The organism is Bacteroidia bacterium, from assembly GCA_040880525.1.
Classification (GTDB): domain Bacteria; phylum Bacteroidota; class Bacteroidia; order CAILMK01; family JBBDIG01; genus JBBDIG01.
This window is the reverse complement of the sequence record JBBDIG010000034.1, coordinates 21990-41439: the sequence shown is the minus strand read 5'-3', so window position 1 is coordinate 41439 and position 19450 is coordinate 21990. Positions and strand designations below refer to the sequence as shown.

The 19450-nt window shown below is 45.8% G+C and carries 18 protein-coding genes; 12 read left to right on the top strand and 6 right to left on the bottom strand.

Annotated features, from left to right (window positions below; translation table 11 throughout):
- Positions 1–74: 74 nt before the first annotated feature.
- Together WD077_09815 and metG are read right to left on the bottom strand one after the other, a co-directional pair.
- The gene (locus tag WD077_09815; GenBank protein ID MEX0967524.1) at positions 75–458 is read right to left on the bottom strand and encodes a TerB family tellurite resistance protein; all 384 of its coding nucleotides are present in this window, start codon (positions 456–458) and stop codon (positions 75–77) included.
- 33 nt (positions 459–491) lie between these two features.
- On the bottom strand, positions 492–2540 hold the full coding sequence (gene metG, locus WD077_09810) for a methionine--tRNA ligase (GenBank protein ID MEX0967523.1): 2049 nt from the start codon (positions 2538–2540) through the stop codon (positions 492–494).
- 33 nt (positions 2541–2573) lie between these two features.
- Between metG and WD077_09805 the strand changes: the two genes are divergently transcribed.
- Together WD077_09805 and WD077_09800 are read left to right on the top strand one after the other, a co-directional pair.
- The gene (locus tag WD077_09805) at positions 2574–3491 is read left to right on the top strand and encodes an LD-carboxypeptidase (GenBank protein MEX0967522.1); all 918 of its coding nucleotides are present in this window, start codon (positions 2574–2576) and stop codon (positions 3489–3491) included.
- A gap of 142 nt (positions 3492–3633) precedes the next feature.
- Positions 3634–4257 carry a hypothetical protein gene (locus WD077_09800; protein MEX0967521.1) on the top strand — a complete coding sequence of 208 codons (624 nt, stop codon included), beginning with the start codon at positions 3634–3636 and terminating at the stop codon, positions 4255–4257.
- A 53-nt stretch (positions 4258–4310) separates the two neighbouring features.
- On the opposite strand, the gene WD077_09795 is transcribed toward WD077_09800, so the two are convergent.
- Entirely contained in the window at positions 4311–5099 is a 789-nt protein-coding gene (locus WD077_09795; GenBank protein MEX0967520.1) for an enoyl-CoA hydratase/isomerase family protein, read from the bottom strand.
- A 184-nt stretch (positions 5100–5283) separates the two neighbouring features.
- Here WD077_09795 and WD077_09790 point away from each other — a divergent pair, with 184 nt between their 5' ends.
- Together WD077_09790 and WD077_09785 are read left to right on the top strand one after the other, a co-directional pair.
- On the top strand, positions 5284–5445 hold the full coding sequence (locus WD077_09790) for a type II toxin-antitoxin system HicB family antitoxin (GenBank protein ID MEX0967519.1): 162 nt from the start codon (positions 5284–5286) through the stop codon (positions 5443–5445).
- A 46-nt stretch (positions 5446–5491) separates the two neighbouring features.
- Complete coding sequence (locus tag WD077_09785) at positions 5492–5704, top strand: type II toxin-antitoxin system HicA family toxin (protein MEX0967518.1); 213 nt, start codon at positions 5492–5494, stop codon at positions 5702–5704.
- A gap of 108 nt (positions 5705–5812) precedes the next feature.
- Here the strand turns inward: WD077_09785 and WD077_09780 are convergent, their stop codons facing one another.
- Both WD077_09780 and WD077_09775 read right to left on the bottom strand, forming a co-directional pair.
- Complete coding sequence (locus WD077_09780; protein ID MEX0967517.1) at positions 5813–7660, bottom strand: D-arabinono-1,4-lactone oxidase; 1848 nt, start codon at positions 7658–7660, stop codon at positions 5813–5815.
- Between the two features lie 510 nt (positions 7661–8170).
- On the bottom strand, positions 8171–8623 hold the full coding sequence (locus WD077_09775; GenBank protein ID MEX0967516.1) for a hypothetical protein: 453 nt from the start codon (positions 8621–8623) through the stop codon (positions 8171–8173).
- Between the two features lie 117 nt (positions 8624–8740).
- Between WD077_09775 and gap the strand changes: the two genes are divergently transcribed.
- The 8 genes from gap to WD077_09735 all read left to right on the top strand — a co-directional run bounded on the left by gap (position 8741) and on the right by WD077_09735 (position 16803).
- The gene (gene gap / locus WD077_09770; protein MEX0967515.1) at positions 8741–9751 is read left to right on the top strand and encodes a type I glyceraldehyde-3-phosphate dehydrogenase; all 1011 of its coding nucleotides are present in this window, start codon (positions 8741–8743) and stop codon (positions 9749–9751) included.
- 8 nt (positions 9752–9759) lie between these two features.
- Positions 9760–10698, top strand: a complete 939-nt coding sequence (locus WD077_09765) for a 1-phosphofructokinase family hexose kinase (protein ID MEX0967514.1) — start codon at positions 9760–9762, stop codon at positions 10696–10698.
- A 208-nt stretch (positions 10699–10906) separates the two neighbouring features.
- Positions 10907–12349, top strand: a complete 1443-nt coding sequence (gene miaB / locus WD077_09760) for a tRNA (N6-isopentenyl adenosine(37)-C2)-methylthiotransferase MiaB (protein ID MEX0967513.1) — start codon at positions 10907–10909, stop codon at positions 12347–12349.
- Between the two features lie 143 nt (positions 12350–12492).
- Positions 12493–13749: a sigma-54 dependent transcriptional regulator gene (locus tag WD077_09755; protein MEX0967512.1), complete on the top strand. Its 1257-nt coding sequence runs from the start codon at positions 12493–12495 to the stop codon at positions 13747–13749.
- A 97-nt stretch (positions 13750–13846) separates the two neighbouring features.
- Complete coding sequence (gene lptE / locus WD077_09750; protein ID MEX0967511.1) at positions 13847–14353, top strand: LPS assembly lipoprotein LptE; 507 nt, start codon at positions 13847–13849, stop codon at positions 14351–14353.
- Between the two features lies 1 nt (position 14354).
- On the top strand, positions 14355–15860 hold the full coding sequence (locus tag WD077_09745; protein ID MEX0967510.1) for a hypothetical protein: 1506 nt from the start codon (positions 14355–14357) through the stop codon (positions 15858–15860).
- A gap of 1 nt (position 15861) precedes the next feature.
- Entirely contained in the window at positions 15862–16242 is a 381-nt protein-coding gene (gene secG, locus WD077_09740; protein ID MEX0967509.1) for a preprotein translocase subunit SecG, read from the top strand.
- 147 nt (positions 16243–16389) lie between these two features.
- Entirely contained in the window at positions 16390–16803 is a 414-nt protein-coding gene (locus tag WD077_09735; GenBank protein MEX0967508.1) for an OsmC family protein, read from the top strand.
- A 165-nt stretch (positions 16804–16968) separates the two neighbouring features.
- Here WD077_09735 and WD077_09730 read toward each other — a convergent pair whose 3' ends face one another.
- On the bottom strand, positions 16969–19068 hold the full coding sequence (locus tag WD077_09730; GenBank protein MEX0967507.1) for a carboxy terminal-processing peptidase: 2100 nt from the start codon (positions 19066–19068) through the stop codon (positions 16969–16971).
- Positions 19069–19450: the final 382 nt, after the last annotated feature.

Sequence of the window (19450 nt, the reverse complement as noted above, 5' to 3'; positions counted from 1 at the left end):
CTTAAATTAAATCTGCCCGTGAAAGCCGCACTGCATCATTTTCTCCTGATGATGGTGCGGCCCGCCAGCGTCTGTCAGGCATTTCCGCTCCCCAGCTTTTTGCTGAAAATGGGTTCAATATCAATGCTCCAGGACTTTGCAAGGCTGGTGATGATTTTCCGCTCCTCCTTTGTAATGCTGCCATCGGCTGTAGCCAAATCAATCATGAAAGTGAGCAGATCCAGGCGCTGGGGAGTGGTGGAGTGCAGATGGAATTCTTTGGCGGATTTACTGAAGTGGTCCGCTATTTTTTCTTTTTTCAACGATGTAAGCTTGCGATTTTCTGCATCAAGATTAAATTTCTCATCATAATTCTTAGTCAGAAAATCGAGGATAACTTCTCCTTCTATTTGCTGGTATTTTCCATCTACGATTGATAGGATCATTAAAAGATGATATCCTGATTGTGCCAAATTCATGTTTTTCTGTTTTAGTCTGTTAATGCTTTAAAATTATCTGATTATTGATCCTGGAAGTTGTTCATTTCCGGGAGAAATAAAGGAGAGTTTGCCCTCCTCGTTTTCTGCCATCAGGATCATTCCTTTAGATTCCACGCCCCGCAGGCTCTTTGGCGTCAGGTTCACCACTACGCTAACTGGCAGGCCCTCAATTTCTTCAGGCTTAAAATGCTGCGCAATTCCTGACACGATTGTCCGCTCCTCAAATCCGACATCCACCAATAGCTTTAGAAGTTTATCTGCTTTCTCAATTTTTTCAGCTTTTAAAATTTTGCCCACGCGTAAATCAAGCTTCATAAAATCATCGAATTGAATTTCCTCCCTGGCCCCCGGAACTGTCCGCTCCGGGACAGCCTGGTTCGTTGCCTGGTTTTGGCGATTCAGTTTTTCCATTTGCTTCTCAATTGCCGCGTCATCTATTTTCTCAAAGATGAGTTCACCTTTTGTTATTTGCTGACCTTCAATTACCAGGTCCAACGATCCGGCATCTTTCCAGAAAAATTCTCCCAGGTTCAGCAGCGTTTTAATTTTTTCTGCCGTGTGGGGTAAAAAAGGCGCACCCAGGATAGCAAGATTGGCAACCACCTGCAGGCCCGTGTTCAGGATCGTTTTCGTCCGGGCTTCATCTGTTTTTATGAGCTTCCAGGGTTCATGGTCTGTAAGATATTTGTTGGCCAGCCGCGCCAGGTTCATGTATTCGTTCAATGCCTCCCTGAACCTGAATTTCTCAAGAGATGCGGCTATTCGCCCCGGGTAGTTGCTCAGCTCAGCCTGTAGTGCCGTTTCCGCTTCCGTCAGCGTTCCCCTTTGCGGAGCTTTACCGGCAAAATATTTATCCGTGAGCACAACCATCCGGTTCACCAGATTGCCGAGAATTGCTACCAGTTCATTGTTATTTTTTGCCTGGAAGTCTTTCCACGTAAAGTCATTGTCCTTATTTTCCGGCATAATGGAGGTGAGATGATAACGCAGCACATCCTCCTTTCCGGGAAAATCCTGCAGGTATTCATGAAGCCAGACGGCCCAGTTTCGCGAGGTGGAAATTTTCTGCCCTTCAAGATTCAGGAATTCATTGGCGGGAACATTTTTCGGAAGAATATAATCACCATGCAAATGCAGCATAATCGGGAAAATAATGCAGTGGAAAATGATATTGTCTTTCCCTATAAAATGAATGAGCCTGGTATCCTCATTTTTCCAGTATGGTTCCCAGCTTTTGCCCATTCCGCTGGCAAATTCCTTTGTAGCGGAAATGTAGCCAATGGGGGCATCAAACCATACGTATAGCACTTTTCCCTCTGCATCCTGCAGCGGAACCGGAACGCCCCAGCTAAGATCTCGCGTAATGGAGCGTGGGTGGAGCCCTTCCTTCAGCCAGGAGCGGCACTGCCCCAGCACGTTGCTTTTCCAGCCGGGATGGGTTTCCAGCCATTCCTGCACCCAATCCTGATACTTGTCAAGCGGCAGATACCAGTGCGCAGTCTCCTTTAGCTCAGGAACATTGCCGCTGATCACTGATCGCGAATTGATAAGATCAGCGGGATCCAGGCTGCTGCCGCACTTTTCACACTGATCGCCATAAGCACTCTCGTTGCCGCACACAGGGCAGGTGCCGGTAATGTACCGGTCTGGCAAAAACTGGTTATTCTCCCGGTCGTAAAACTGGCTGGTTATCTTTTTCTCAAATATTCCTTTTTCATGAAGATTGAGGAAAAAATCGCTTGCCGTTTTCTTGTGTAGCTCAGTGCTGGTACGGGAGTAAACATCGAAGCTGATCCCAAATTCCTGGAAGGAATTCCGGATCATCGCATGATATTTATCCACGATAGCTCTTGGAGTTACGCCCTCTTTTTTTGCTTTTAATTCGATGGCAACTCCATGTTCATCTGAGCCACAGATAAATGCCACTTCTCGGCCCTGCGATCGCAGGTAGCGAACGTAAATATCAGCAGGCAAATAGGCGCCTGCCAGATGCCCGATATGGATGGGGCCATTGGCATAAGGCAGTGCAGCAGTGATGGTATACCGGGTTGGGTTGGTCATTTTTCTAAATTGCGCGAAATTAATTATATGGGTATGAAAAGCGTTGCTGTTCCTCCGTTTTTGAAAAATGGCGATACGATAGCTATTGTTTCTACCGCCCGGAAGATAGCGCCTGATGAGCTGCTGCCGGCTGTCGCTGCGTATGAAAAGGAAGGGTTTAAAGTCAGGCTGGGCAAAACCATCGGCAGGAGTTTCCATCAATTTGCCGGAAGCGATAACGAGCGGTTAGCCGATTTCCAGGAGATGATAGATGATGGCGAAGTAAAGGCGATTATTTGCGCCCGTGGCGGATACGGAACCTCCCGGATCATTGACCGTCTAGATTTCTCCCGGTTTGAGCAGAAACCAAAATGGATTGTGGGATATAGTGATGTAACGGTGCTGCATTGCCATGTAGTGAAAAATCATGGTGTTGCCACGCTCCACGCCACGATGCCCCTTCATATGTTGAAGTGCGATCAGGATCAGGAGAGTTTTGATTCCCTGGTTGCAGTTTTAAAAGGTAAGATAAAAAATTATGATTTTGATCCACATTTGCTGAACCGCGCGGGGATGGCGTCAGGGGAATTGACCGGGGGAAATTTATCCATCATTTACAACCTGACCGGGACAGCGTCAGAGCCTGATACGGACGGGAAGATTCTTTTCCTGGAAGATCTTGACGAATACCTGTACCATGTGGACCGCATGATGGTGATGTTGAAGCGGGCCGGAAAGCTGGAGAACCTGGCAGGCCTCCTCATTGGCGGCATGACGGGGATGAACGATAATGCCGTTCCTTTCGGGCAGTCTGCTGAAGAAATTATTCGGGCGCATGTGGAGGACTATACTTATCCCGTGGCTTTCGGATTTCCGGCAGGGCATGGCCCTCGGAACCTGGCAATGGTTATGGGAATGCCTTCAACTTTAAATGTAAATAATAATGGCTGTTCAATTTCTTTTCAATCCTGAGTGTTTGTTTTATTTTTATATTAATATTTAAATTATTTTAAAATTAAATTTTTAAAAAAAAAAGCCCAGGAGGCGGCTTCACTTCAACTTTCCTTCCCGGCCAGCGTTTATTTTTGCGGACGCTAAATTTATGATCATTATAATGAAAAAGTCAATCTTAATCTTCCTGCTGCCAATCTTTTTGATGGTGGGATGCGATACGCAGGAAAACCAAAGCAGTGGAGATTCCGGCACTGATATTTTTGATGAAGACACAGCAACGCTGCCTGCTCAGCCGCGAGAGGAAACGGCAACAAAGCAAAACGACAGAAATGCCGGCAGCGCCATAACATTATATCATAATGACCGCTTTAATTTCTGCGTCTCTTACCCGCGTGAAACCTTTCAGCTTGATAAAGAATCACAAAATAATGATGGCAAAAGCTTCGTGAATATGGATGGCTTCCAGATGGAGGCTTATGGACGCAACCAGATTACCACTGACGAAACGCTGGAAGAAGCTTTTGAATTTGAGAAGAGTGAAAATCAGGACGAACAGGCAAGGAACATTACCTATTCCACAAAAGGTGATAACTGGTTTGTAGTTTCCGGAACAGAAGGGGGAAGCATTTTTTACCGGAAAACGTATCTTTTGGATGATCAATTCGTAACGCTCGACTTCAGCTACCCGGCAGAAGAAAAGAATAAGTTCGAGCCGGTGATGAAGCAGATACTTGAAAATTTTCCCGGCTGCAAAGGGCAGAAAGAAGAAGGACAGGGCACTTGAAACGGGGACCTTGTTCAGATTATCCCCTCCATGTAATTATTAAGTGGCAAATTTTATTTCCACTCTATTTTAGTTTTATTAAGAAAAGCAGCAATACCGCGCTTGCAGTCTTCGGTTTCGCGGGCGCGGGCGTTGTTTTGCGCGGCATAAGTCAGCGCTTCCATAGTTTCTTCGTGCTGAATTTCTGCGATCATTCTGCGCGTTATTTCGATAGAAGCCGGTGATGTATCGCGTGCAAGGTCCTCAGAGAAGCTTCTGACGTGCTGCGCAATTCTTCCGGCATCAACTACTTCATTGACAATTCCGAAACGATTCGCAGCTTCAGTTGCCGAAATGAGTTTGCCTGTCAGCAGCAATTCACGCGCTTTGGCCTCGCCAATTTTTCTGATGAGAAAAAACATAACGATGGCCGGTACAAATCCTATCCTTACCTCGGTGTATCCAAATTGGGCTTCTGGTACGGAGAAGATGAAGTCGCAAACCGTTGCCAGTCCACAGCCACCCGCAATGGCATGTCCTTCCACCTGCGCCACTACTACTTTGCTGCAAAAGTATATCTGACGGAAAAGCTCCATAAGGTGGGTGGAATCAGCAATATTATCCTCAAGCGTGTTTTGCTGCAACTGTTGCAGGTAAGCCAGATCAGCTCCGGCACTGAAAGCCTTGCCTTCCCCGCGCAAAATGATCACCCGGACCGAAGGATTCTCAGCGGCTTCATGAAGGGCCTGTTTCAGTTCAGCCACCATTCCATCGTTCAGCGCATTGCGTTTTTCAGGCCGGTTCAGCGTAATGTATTGGAGGTTCTGCTGCTGTTCGTTCTTCAGGAATTGAAATTGAGCCATAACATTTATTTTTATTGAGTACTGCAAAAGTGAGGATACCGGATGAAATATTCGGGCGCAGGTGGATATCCAAGCAAATTCAAACCTTCAAGGTTTTGGTGAGGATGGGCAGCATCTTCGAAAAGGACAAACTGAAAAGAAGCTATCTAATTTCTTAACTTGCAGTTTTTAAAATTGAAAACAGATGAAATACAAAGTAGCGTTAAAGAAAACCGAGGAAGGCTATAGCGTCAGTTGTCCGGGGCTTCCCGGTTGCTGGTCAGAAGGCAGGACAGAGGAAGAGGCGCTGGAAAATATTCGTACGGCTATTAAAGAATATCTCGAGGTCGCAAATGAACTGGCATAGCAGGATAATTCTGAGTTGCGCGAAGTAGAAATAGCGGCTTGATCAAATGCCCAAGTTACTAGGTATAAATCATAGGAAAGCTGTCCGCGCATTTGAAAAATCGGGATTTAGAATAGCCCGGGAAAGCAAGCACATCATCATGACGGATGGCCGGAAGATTCTTACCATTCCCCGTTCTAATCCTATAAATGCCCATACTATGGCGGGTATTGTTAAAGATGCTGGCCTTACGATTGAAGAATTCAAGAATCTGATTTAATTGTTCCGCAGTCCGTACCGGCAAACCCAACCCTTCAAGGGTTTCAAACCTTTGGTTTTGTGTGTGAGGGAACCAGATATTTCATGCTTATTTCAAATCAAAAATAAATCATTCCCGTTTAAACCCAACCTCCGAAAATCCAACCCGGTCCGTAAAAGCATTATTAAAAGTTCCTTTATAATTTAATTCATTAAATACCTTTATGAATTTGTCATATTCCGGGTACATCTTTTTGATGAGGTCATGGCTACCGGTAAGGTGATCCAGTTCAAGACCCCAATGTGGGCGTGCACCAAAGGCGTAGAGTTCTTCCTGAAAATGGCGCAACATGTCTACACGACCCAGCGACTGTGTCAGCGTTGTAATCTCAATCATGCAGGTGTCGGTTCCGTTCATCATGCTCATGTAGGCTTTGCTCGACTTCACAAATCTCAATGCAAAAGGAGAAGTAACATACTGCCCGCCATCCCCGGCCCGCTCGGCTGCTATTTCAAATATTCGCTCTACTGCCGGGAGGTAGTTGCTTAGCGGAAAACCCATCTCAATGGCTGTGCCGGTGGTTTTTACCTGCCGCAATCCCTGGTTCAGCACCAGGTAGCTTTTGTTGATGTAAGCTTCGTCAACGAGCGCTTTCAATGCACGGTCAATAAGTGCCGGGGTTTTTTTGGGCATTAATAGAAAAAGCTGGAGCATCACTTTAGGGGTGAAGCTGAAACTGAGTAGCAGGCTGGAAAAGAAATTCCGTCTGCCTGGAGGTCCTTTTGGCCGTTGTTGCACATCAATGTGTTTGCGCGTGGTGATAAGGCAGGTATAATCTCCATCGGTTTTATAAGGATTCAGGTAAACCTCAAAATGCTCATTTTTCTGCAGGATGCTGCCCTCAGCCAGCAGAGGCTTGAGCTGGCTCCATAGGATCAATTCGCGCGTTTCCTTTAGCCAGTAAGATGGCACTACTTCAATGATTAAAGAATACACAATTCCCAAGCAGCCCATGCTTACCACCGCAGCATAAAACCACTCATCATTCTGCACCAGAGGAATGTCCGGGTCATTGTACTTGAGCGGGTCTGTGATGCCATCCGAAGGCTCAATGCGGTACACCTTTCCTTCCGTTGTCACCATCACCATAGAGCGAACCAGATCAGGGTAGGAACCTAATTTAATCCCCGAGCCGTGCGTGGCCGTGGATATTGCGCCCATCAGCGTCTGCACATCCGAGCCGCCAGCGTTGGGCAGCGCAAGTCCTGCATCTTCTAGTTCGCCATTGAGTTCGCGCACGGTGATGCCCGCCTCAGCCTCGAACAGATGCAGCGAATTTGTCTCCTCCTTTAATATAGAGCGGTCAAGCTCCAGAGGCTCGTCAAGTCCGTGGGTATAAACCATAAAATCGGATGTGGTAACAATATTAGAAGCTGAATGGCCGGAACCCACAGCTTTTACCTTTATACCCAGTTCATCGGCCTCTTCCACAATATCAATCAGAGCTTCCAGGCTTTCCGGATAGAAAATGCGGAGCGGCTGTACTTTCTGGCTTTCGATAGCATTGTACCAGACTTTGCGCCTGCCGGTATTCCGCTTTTCAAGAGCCTCCATCAGGTTTTCCTCGCGGTCGCCCTTTCTCCTTTTGCGGGCAGCTTTGCGCGCTTCCTTACGGTCGTATCGTGCCTGGCGTCTTTCCTGCTTTTCCTTTTTGCGCGTGCTTCTGCGCTGTTCCCGCTCGCCTGCAGAGCGTGCTATGATTTCCTGTGCAAGGAGTTTTTCAGCGCGTATGTGCTCTGGCCTCACTTTTTTGCCGATCTCTTTTTCCAGTGCCGCAGCCGTCTTATCCAGCGAATTGAAGAGGTGCTCCTGCGCCTCTGCATCATCCTCATTCTGCTCCAGCCGTTCTACCAGCTTGCGAATTTTGCGTTCCTCCCTTCTTTGAAAGAAGAAGGAGAAGAATTGAGACATACCCATGATTCCTTCTTTTTTTGGATTAAATGTCTTGTTATCGTTAAGACAAAGATGCAGGAAGAAATTAATTTTTCGGAACTCAGAATATAAGATTTTAGACACAAAGGCTCTAAGACACAAAGGAACTCAAAGATTTTTATATTTACTGGAATCTTAATGAAATAAATGGAAAATAAACTGGTTATAAAGAATGGTGGTCTTGTTTTTATTTTTTAAAACTATAGTAACATTATATAAAAGGTAAACCAATTTTAAAATAAGGTTGGGCAAATTTTTACCACAAAGCGCACAAAGGTTTACCATAAAGTACACTAATTAATTTTTCTCTTTGCGACCGTTGCGCATCCCATTACGCTCTCTGCGGTTAAATCGCTCTTATTAAAGTTTTTGGAACGGCCTTATTAATTAATTTCGATATTCAATTAAAACCAAATATTTACGAAACAAACAAGTTGCTATAAATCGCTGGCTGAAATTTTTATTTTTTTCCTGCTATCTTTTTTTACATCTTAATCAATATTTCCCTTCCATTAATTGCCATTGACCACCGGCAGTTGTACCAAATATGATGTGTGCGATCATCAATTGGATGTAATAATTTCTTTTGTCAATTTCAGGAGGATCAGGATGTAGTTTAAAGTTAATTTCCCAAATGATAATGCCTGCAACGCCACTAAATGCTCCAAATATCATAGCATTGTCCCAGTGAGGATCTATTTTGGTGGATCTCCACACGGCCCAATAAGCAGTGGTAAAACCCATGCCCACAAGCAGATGCAGGATATATCCGAGCGGATGTTTTTCCTTGGGAATAAATAATCCCCTGGAAATTTTTCCTGTGAGGTGATTCAGCAGTTCCGGCTCCCGGTATTGTTTTTTGTCCTTTCTTGAAATACTATAGCTGAAAAGCGTCATAAATGCCGTTCCGGTTAAACTCGCTATCAGGATTTTTCCAAAGCTGCTCATAGGTTTCGTTTGGCAAACTAAAACATCTTTAAGTAGCAGAGGTTTATTGGAGGTGTGAAGAAATGAGCGATGCGACAAATCGAATGAGTATTTTTAAAAGCAAATAGACCTTAAATCATGACTAAAGTAGCAATCAATGGAATGGGACGTATTGGGCGTGCCACCTTAAAAATAATTATGAATAACGATGAGCTGCAGCTTGTGGCAGTAAATGATATTGTACCCATTGATGACATGGTGTACATGCTCCGTTATGATTCAGTTTACGGGCGCTATGAAAAAAACGTGGAGGCGGCTGGCAATAATCTTAATATAGGGGGAAGGGAAATTCGCTACCTGAGCGAAAAAGATCCTGCATCACTGCCGTGGAAGGATCTGAGGGTTGACCTGGTTTTCGAATGTTCAGGGCTTTTTACGCGCAAGGAAGATCTGGAAAAACATTTGAAAGCGGGTGCCGGAAAGGTAATTTTATCAGCACCGGCTAAAAGTGATGATGTGGCCACAGTGGTTGGTGGAGTTAATGAAGTAGATCCGGCAGCCAGGGTAATCTCTACAGCCAGTTGCACTACCACCTGCATTGCCCCGGTTATGGAGATCATGAGCCGCAGATTTGGTGTAAAGAAGGCTATGATGACCACCGTCCATGCCTATACATCTTCTCAGGGAATTGTGGATGGCCATAATAAAAAGCTGCGCAGGGGAAGGGCTGCTGCAATAAATCTGGTTCCAACCACTACCGGAGCCGCAAAAGCTGCCATTAAAGTGCTGCCTAAATTAAAGGACAAATTCGATGGAATGGCTATTCGCGGTCCCGTCCCGGCAGGATCAATATCCGACATTACAATTGTGACAGGAAAACGGACAACAGCGGAGGAAATTAACAACGCATTTATAGATGAAGCGAATTCTGGTCGCTACAGGAAAATAGTAGGCTTTAGCGATGAGGAACTGGTGTCTTCCGATATCATAAAGGATACCCGCGCTGCGATAGTGGATGGCACCAGTACACAGGTAGTGGATGGCGACCTGGTGAAAATACTCGCCTGGTATGATAACGAATGGGGATATGCCAGCCAGATGGTGAAGGAAGGTGTGCGGATCAGTGCGCTTCAATCAAAATCCGTTTAATCGCTACTATGCCTCAAATCATCACATGCACCCCCAATCCTGCACTGGATCTGAGTACAAGTACAGATAAATTTATTCCTGAAGAAAAGCTACGTTGTGCAAAGCCGCTTCGCGAACCGGGCGGAGGTGGAATAAATGTAGCCCGCGCATTAAAGCGGTTATGTTGCGATGCAACGGCAATTTTTCCCTCTGGCGGGCCTACCGGTGAAATGTATGAATCGCTGTTGGCTAAGGAGAAAATTGACCAGCATCCGCTTAAGGTAAAAAGCGCCACACGGGAAAGTATAATGATCACGGATAAGGAGCATAACGATCTGTATCGTTTTATTTTACCGGGAGGCGAATTGGAAGAAAGGGAATGGCAAATGCTGCTTGACCTTGTGAATGATTATGCCGATGCGGATTATTTGATAGCCAGCGGAAGCCTGCCGCCCGGTGCGCCTGAAAACTTCTACGCCCGTCTTTCCCGGAAAGCCAGGGAGCATAATGTGCGCTTTATCCTTGATACTTCAGGAACGGCATTATGCAAGATTACCGAGGCCGGTGCATTTCTGCTGAAGCCAAATAAGAATGAGCTGGCAGCGCTGGTAGGCCGAAAACTGACCAATGAAAGCGATTGGAAAAATGCGGCAGAAGAGGTTATTAATAAGTATGATATTGAAGTGCTGGTTGTTTCCCTGGGAGGTGAAGGGGCAATCCTTGCCACCTCCCGAAATATAGAAAAACTGGCTGCACCACAGGTTGAAAAACAAAGTTCGGTGGGGGCCGGAGACAGCATGGTGGCGGGCATCGTATCGAAGCTCATAGAAGGAATGGAGATCAGGGAAGCGGTGCGTTATGGCTTATGTTGCGGAAGTGCCGCCATCATGACTCCGGGCTCTGAACTGCTGCATAAAAAGGATGCGGATGAATTATTTGAAAAAATAAGGAGTGAAAATCCTGATTGAAGGTATTTTCACGCTGGATTTCCAATCCTGTGTTCACTGTCCTGAATAACTCCGCCTGACCTGCCTAAGCATAATAAGCTCTTTGCACTCTTCACGCACAGGAACCTCCTGAATCGCCCAATAATCTCCTGCCATCTTGTCAGCAAAGAGGCTTGATTTTTCTTACTTTTGCGCTTCCGTTTCAGAAGAAGAGGCTAATAAAAAGGATATGCAAGAATTAATATTAGATAAGAAGATTGAGGAGAAACGCCAGGGAGAGATTTTTACAGCCGGAGCACCGGCACCGGGCGCGGGCAAGAAATTATACCTCGAAAGCTACGGCTGCCAAATGAATTTCTCTGACAGCGAGATAGTAGCTTCTGTGATGATAGAAAACGGTTTTGAACCAACACCCCTCATAGAAGAGGCGGATGTTGTGTTCATCAATACCTGCGCAATTCGCGATAAAGCGGAACAGCGGATCCGGGAAAGGCTGAAGAACTTTCAGCACCTGAAGCTGAAGCGGCCGGATATGGTGATCGGAGTGCTGGGATGTATGGCTGAACGCCTCAAGCAGAAACTGCTGGAAGAGGAGAAGATCGTAGACCTCGTGGCCGGACCGGATGCATATCGCGAGCTGCCCAACCTGGTTGGTACAGCGGGAACCGGCCAAAAGGCGGTAAACGTATTCCTCAGCCGCGAAGAAACCTATGCAGACATCAGTCCTGTGCGGCTGGACAGCAACGGGGTAACGGCCTTTATCAGCATCATGCGCGGATGCGACAATATGTGCTCGTTTTGCGTGGTCCCCTTTACACGTGGCCGGGAGCGAAGCCGCCATCCTCACAGCATTGTTGCAGAGGCGACAGATCTCTTCAACCGGGGCTACCGTGAGGTAACGCTGCTCGGCCAGAACGTAGATTCCTATTGTCTCAAAGCCGAAACCGGGGATGAGGTCAATTTTGCAAACCTGCTGGAAATGGTGGCACAAGTGAATCCATTGCTCCGTGTGAGATTTTCAACTTCACATCCCAAAGATATTACGGAAGAGGTAGTCCTAACCATGAGCCGTTACAAAAATATTTGCAACTACATCCATCTTCCTGTACAGGCAGGGAGTTCCAGGGTTTTGGAATTGATGAACAGGGGCTATTCCCGCGAATGGTACCTTGACCGGGTGCAGATGATCCGCAGCATTGTTCCGGATATGGGACTTAGCACGGACATTATTACGGGGTTTTGCAGCGAATCGGAGGATGAGCATCAGGAAACACTGAGCCTCATGAAGTTGGTTCAGTATGACTTTGCTTACATGTTTATGTATAGTGAAAGGCCCGGAACGCTGGCCGCAAAGCGCTACGCTGATGATGTACCGGAAGCTGTAAAAAAACGGAGACTCCAGGAAGTGATCGCCATTCAAAAGCAAAATTCAGAAGAAAGCAACAGGCAGGATATCGGCAAAACATTCCGGGTGCTGATTGAAGGAACCTCGAAAAAATCAGATGAAATGCTGAAAGGACGGAATGACCAGAATAAAATGATCGTCTTCCAGGCAGAAGGATACAAAAGGGGCGACTACGTGCAGGTGGCAGTGCATGACTGTACCAGTGCTACACTCTTGGGCAAGATCGTGGAAAAGGATGTGGCTATTCATGAGGTTAAATCCGTTTAATAGAAACTTAATCCTTACTGGCTGGAAACACCAGGATATAATTGGCATTTAAAATTAAAAAAGGAAAATATTTCAACCGTGAAAATGAAAAGTTTAAACATTCTTTTAATAGGACAATAAACATCTCAATTAAAAATTAAGAAGTGGATCCAGAAATTTTAAGTATTAAGAACAGGTTCGAAATTGTAGGTAATTCGCCCGTGCTTCTGCGGGCCATTGAAACGGCAAAGAAGGTAGCACCCACGGATATGACCGTCCTCATTGTTGGCGAAAGCGGTGTGGGGAAGGAGGCGTTTTCCAAGATCATTCACAGCCTGAGCAAGCGGAAGCATGGAAAATTCATCGCAATAAACTGCGGGGCGATTCCTTCAGGAACAATTGATTCGGAACTTTTCGGACACGAGAAAGGCTCCTTTACCAGCGCGCACGAAGCCCGTAAAGGCTACTTTGAAACTGTGGATGGCGGAACCATTTTCCTGGACGAGATCGGTGAACTTCCGCTGGAAACGCAGTCGCGGCTGCTGCGGGTGCTGGAGTCAGGCGAATTCATAAAGGTGGGCTCCTCTAAAACGCAAAAAACCGATGTACGCGTAATAGCAGCAACCAACAAGGAATTGTACCGGCATACTCAGGAAGGAAAATTCCGCGATGATCTCTATTACCGCCTCAGCACAGTAACCATAAAGATCCCGGCCCTGCGCGAGCGGAAGGAAGACATCGGCCTGCTCTTCACCAAGTTTGCTAACGACTTCAGCTACAAGTACCGCGTACCTTCCCTGGAGCTGACCCGGGAAGCAGAGGAGCAATTGAATAAATTTTCATGGCCCGGAAATATTCGGCAGCTCAAGAATTTCGTTGAGCAGCTTTCTGTGTTAGAGCAGGAAAGAAAACTTACAGGAGCGGCCATCGAAAATAATCTCCCGGAAGAGCCTTCGCAGCAAATTGCATTACGTCCGCAAGGACAATCCGCAGGTTTCGATGGGTTTAGCGAACGTGAAATTCTATACAAGTTTCTTTTTGAAATAAAAAAGGATCTGTCAGAAATGAAGGCGACCATGCATGAATTGGCAAAAAATGTAAATGAAACGGGAAGAGAAATAAACGACAATATTTCGCCACTGAAGCACCGCCTGCTGAAAGCGGCTCACAGTAATGAGAACGAGCCTTTATTGCACCAGGAAGAATATGCCGTTCCCAGTAGCTTCCGTGAGGAGGAAGTATTGGTGGACTCTAGCGAAGATGATGAACCAGAAGAAGTACTTTCTCTGCAGGTGGTGGAAAAGGATATGATCCGCAAGGCCTTACAGAAATTTAAAGGCAAACGCAAGCCTGCAGCAGATGAACTTGGAATTTCCGAACGCACTCTCTACCGGAAAATTAAGGAATATGATTTGGAGTAAAAATGCTCCCCATCCTTTATGGCTGGATTTTTCAATTATAATTTTGAAGAATGTTAAGAATCACCGGTGTCGGTTTATTTAATTATTTATTAATTGAATGAAAAAATATCTTTCCTTTTTTTGTCTTATTTGGATAATCCTGTTTGTCCCCGGCTGCATAAGTTATACGCTGAGCGGAGCACAGATTGATCCTTCAATCCAAACGGTTTCGGTGGAGACCTTTCCCAACCAGGCGGCATTAACCATTCCTGCCGTAAGCCAGACATTCAGCGAAAAACTCAAGAACAAATTCATCCGGGAAACGCAATTGGGCGTGGTGAGAAACAATGGAGATATGCAATTTAGCGGGGCCATTACCAGAATATACACCAATCCGGTGGCCATCCAGGGCAATACCACGGCTTCCCTGACGCGCTTCACGATGGAGGTAAATGTGATCTTTGTAAATACTAAAAACGAGAAGGAGAGCTTCGAGCAGAACTTTTCGGCATTCTCTGATTATGATAGCCGGCAAAATCTTCAGCAGGTGCAGGATGCATTAGTAGAAGAGGTTACAGATATTATTGTACAAGAAATTTTTAATAAAGCAGTAATTAATTGGTAAAATGAAAAAGGAAACGCTTCATCAGCTTCTGCAAAACCCGGAAAAGCCAATGAACCAGGAAGAATCAGAACTTCTGAGGCAGGTAATTGGGGAATATCCTTATTTTCATTCTGCCCGTGCATTGTTCACTAAAACCCTGAGTGACCGCAATACAATTAATTTTGAGAAAACACTGAAAACAACCGCTGCCCATAGCGCTGACCGCAGTGCGCTTTATCATTTTTTATATAAAGACAAAACAAAACAAACATGGAATTTATCAACGGAAAAATCCGAAGAGGATGTTGCTACGACATCATCACTTGAGAAGGCAAAACCTGCTCCAACTCCAGAAGTTGAAAATGAACCGACAAGATCAAATGAAGAAGAGGCTGCAGCCGTAAGAGAAAATGAAGCAGAAAACGAAATTAAAGAAGTAATAGAAGCTAAGGATGAAGAGAAGCCGGTCAGCACATTCCGGGAACCGGAAGCTGAAACTGCGGTAGAACCGGAATCAGAAAGCCCTGCTGAATTAAATGTTCCGGAAGAAACCAGCGCTCCGGGAGAAACAACGATGGCCGAAACTGCGGCTGAAACGAAAACGGAGGAGGATATTCCCGTAGTTTCAGAAACCGGTACAGATAAGGAGAAGGAAGCAGAGGAAATGACGGAAACCTCTGATACCGGTCCAGAGGAATTTACGGAGTTGCCTCAAAACACTGAGGAGCAAGACGCGGAACAAGTTGAGGAGACGAATCTCCCTGAACCCTCATTACAGCATGACAGCCCAGCTTTACAAACGGCAGAACCTGTTGCGGAGATAAGCACACCGGAGACAAAGAGGATGGAAGAAAGTGCGGATGTTCCTTCTGAGGACAAAGAAAATGATAGGTCTGATCAGGAAATACCCGAAATGGTTGTTGAAGAACCTGGAGTTGTTCATACAGAGGAAAATACAGTTCAGTCACGAACGGAGGTTTTGGATACCGATGAAGATCTGTCTGAGGCCGAAGAATCTCCGGATTCAGAGGAGGTGACGGCTGCGGAGGATACTGCGATGCAGCCTGCGTCAGTGGTAGACGAAAGCCCTGAGGATGCAGGCAGGAAGAGCTTTATTGAATGGCTCCACTATTATAATGACGAGAGTGGAGCCCCTGAAATCATAGTAGAAAATACGCAGAAGGAAAAGAGTGTATCTCCTGAAGAGAAAAGGGAAAAATATTTAAGCTTTGAGTTCAAAAGCAGACCGGCACCCGCAGATGTCACTGAGATCATTGATAAATTCATTGAAGAATCGCCTAGGATAAAACCGCCCAAAACTGAGTTTTATTCGCCATCCGCGATGGCCACCCGAAGTGCAGAGGAGGATGATGAGCTATTTTCGGAAACGTTGGCACGGATCAATGCAGAGCAGGGTAACCTGAAGAAGGCCATAGAAATGTATGAGAAATTAGGAAAAAAATATCCTGAGAAATTTAGTTACTTTGCGGCCCTTATTAAGGATTTAAGACACAAATCAAGAAATTAACATGTTCACTTTTGTAGTAATATTTATCATGATCGCCTGCGCATTGCTTGTGGTAGTGATCCTTGCGCAGAATCCAAAAGGTGGCGGACTGAACGCATCATTTGGAAGCATAGGAAACCAGATCATGGGAGCACGCCAAAGCGTGGATTTCATGGAGAAGGCCACATGGTACCTGGCAATTGGGATCATTGTCCTTTCCCTGGGTTCTAACTTCTTTATGCCAACTATGGGGGGACCGGAAGATGAAAGGCGAAGCCGCCTGGAAGACCGGGTAGAAGGCATGGCTCCTCAAAACCTGAACCAACCACCTCCGGGCACGCAGCAGCAACAACAACAGGGCGAGGGAACTCCTCCTCCTCCTCCTCCTCCCGCTGAAGAATAATATGGGTTTTGAGATATTGAATATAGAAGGCGCTTATACAGCGCCTTTTTTTTGTGCCCGGCTTTTTTCATTTCCACGATTATTTCATGCTCCTGAACTTTTTAGTGGCCGGATGCTTCTTAGGGTAAAAAATCAAACTATAGAATTATGAAAAGATCAGCAACGGCAATATGGGAAGGGACCGGCAAAGAAGGCAGCGGGCACCTGGCCTCCCAAAGTGGTGTGCTTAATAAAGCGCGCTATTCAGCCAAATCCAGATTTGAAGATGAAAATGGGACAAACCCGGAAGAACTTATAGCTGCAGCGCATGCAGGATGTTTTGCTATGAAACTCGGATTCATCTTGGAAAAAGCAGGTTATACACCCGATAAGCTGGATGTAAAATGTGAGATTACGCTTGAGGAAGGTACCATTACCCAATCGCATTTAACTTTGAAGGCTGGCATAAAGAATATTGACGAATCCAAGTTCAAAGAACTGGCAGAAGAAGCAAGGAAAACCTGCCCGGTATCTAAATTACTGGATACTGAAATTGAATTGAATGCCACTCTGGTTAACTAAAGCCGGGTGAGCCACAAGAGTCTCCTTCCGGGGTTCTCCCGCAAAATCCGGAATCGTGCTAAAACGACATCAGCCGCTGAAAGTACAAGGTAGTTCAGCGGCTGATGTTATGTATGTTCCCTTGACTCCACCCCGCTTTTGGCGAAGATGGATCCGAACTCCAGATCACTTCATATCCTGAAGAACGGAAGTAGCTTCAAAGAGGTGAACATCTTTGCGAATATTCTTATAGAATTCCTCGATCATGGCTATCCTTGTGGTATCCATGCTTGCTTCAGGATTTGCATGCGGCATGGGCAATACTGTGAATCCTTCAATTTCCTTTTGCACATTTTTGTATTTATCTGCTTCCTCTTTTACCTTTTCCTGATGGGCGCGGTATTTTTCCAGGTGGAGCGGATATAGGGTTTTCTTGCTTTGCTCATCCAGGCGCCTTGCATTTGCCTGCACCATTTCAAAAGTGTGATTGGTATTGATCCGGCTCATACTCTGTTGTTCCAGAACTTCCAAAGGCGCGGTAGTGGTCCAGGTGCTATAATTTACGGGCTGAATCTGGCTCCATTGCATAGGATGATCCAGTTCCTTTTCGCCTACTTCGAGATATTGATAGGCATCCGGCAAGATAATATCAGGCGTAACCCCGCGCAATTGGGTAGCGTCTCCATTGATCCGATAGAATTTTTGCAGCGTAAGTTTCACAGAACCCAGGGGTTTGAGATCATTGTATTCGGCTGGCAGGAAGCGGTCAAGCTCCACAAATTGCTGCACCGTTCCTTTCCCGAAGGTGGATTTGCTTCCCATGATCACCGCTCGTTTGTAGTCCTGCATGGCAGCAGCCATAATCTCGGAAGCACTGGCGCTGAACTCGTTCACCATCACTACTAATGGTCCTTCATACTGCACAGCAGGATCTTCATCCGCCAAAACATAAGGTGCTCCTTTCCGTGCCTTTATCTGAACAATGGGTCCTGATTCTATAAAGAGACCCGCCATATCCACTACATCCTGAAGAGACCCGCCTCCATTGTTTCGCAGATCAATCACCAGTCCTGATATATTTTGTGCCTTCAGTTTTTCCAGTTCATTGGCTACGTCAGTGGAGGAGCTTCTTCCGCCTTTATTGTTGAAATCAGCATAAAAGCTGGGAAGCTGGATGTACCCGATTTTCTTCTCACTGTCCGGATGTTTCAGGAGAGCAGACTTGGCGTAGGTTTCTTCTATTATTACGATGTCACGGATGATCGGGATCACGGTGATGGTACCATCAAGTTTCTTGACGGTGAGGCGGACTTCGGTGCCCTTTTTTCCACGAATCAGCTTAACAGCTTTATCCAGCCGCATATCCACAATATCAACCGGCTCATCACTTCCCTGGCCTACTTTCAGGATCATATCGCTTACCTCCAACTCCCCCTGGCGGTGCGATGCACTTCCGGGAACAATTCGCTGAACGGTAATATAGCCGTCCTTCTCCTGAAGCGTTGCACCAATACCTTCTAGCTGCCCGCTCATGGAAATGTCGAAATTCTCTTTGTCCTGAGGAGGGAAGTAACTGGTATGCGGATCATAAGTATTCAGGATCGCATTTATATAGACAGTGAGCCTGTCTTCTTCCTCAAGCCGGTTCAGCCGGGAAAAGAGGTCGTCATGGCTTTTCTTAACACCCTCACGCGCTTCTTTTTCCAGAGTTGCAAATTTCTTTTGCTCCACGGTTTCATCGTTTTCTTTAAGCGCCTTCTCCTGTCGTTCCACCGCATTGAGCAACCGGGTCATTGTCTGGTATTTCAGATATTTTCGCCATTCCTCTTTCTGTGCTGCTTCATCAGCAGGGAACTCCCGTTTTTTTGTATCAAGCTCTATTTGCTCATCCTTTTTAAAGTCGAAGGGCTTGCTGAGGATTTTTTGGTAATAACCCTCAGCTTCCTTCACACGCTTATTGATCAGATCCTCTGAGAAGTCGAAGAACTCAAAGGAATTCTGCCTGATCTGGTCGTCAATTTTGGTACGGTAGGCTTTCAGTTTTTCCACATCAGATTGTACCAGGAAGCGCTTGGTAGCATCCAGCCGTTCCAGATACAGATCAAAAGCCTTTTCAGAAAACTCGTCATTGATCTCGATAGCTTCAAAATGGCTGGATTGCAGCCCTTGCATGATCAGCTCCAGCATTACGGTGTTTTTGCGGTCGTTTTCCGTTGGGGGCGCATAGGAGCAAAAGGTGAAAACCATCAGGAAAACCGGCAGGTACTTAAATATTTTAAAATTCATCTGACTTAATATTATATGTGTTTCTGTGGAATCTTCTATTAAGACACAAATTAATGCCATTGTTTTTGGAGACGCCTCTTTATTAACATATTTTATAATAACAACGAAAACCGTGACAGAGAGATGACAGCTATACTATTAATATTCGGCCTGAGGTGAAGCGGGATTTTATAAGAGACTGCAAGGAAACCGGAAATCCAGGATTTTTACCAAAGGTGAAAAGAGACGGAGGTTAGGGATATTAGATTACAGGCTTCGGACAGGAAAAATGAAAACGGATTGACAGGAAATTCAGAGTTGGAGCTGATTGATCCCATGCCTGAATTTATTTTTTTATAGTCCCGCTGCTTCTCGGAGAGGCAGAAAGACAGAAACGGGGGTG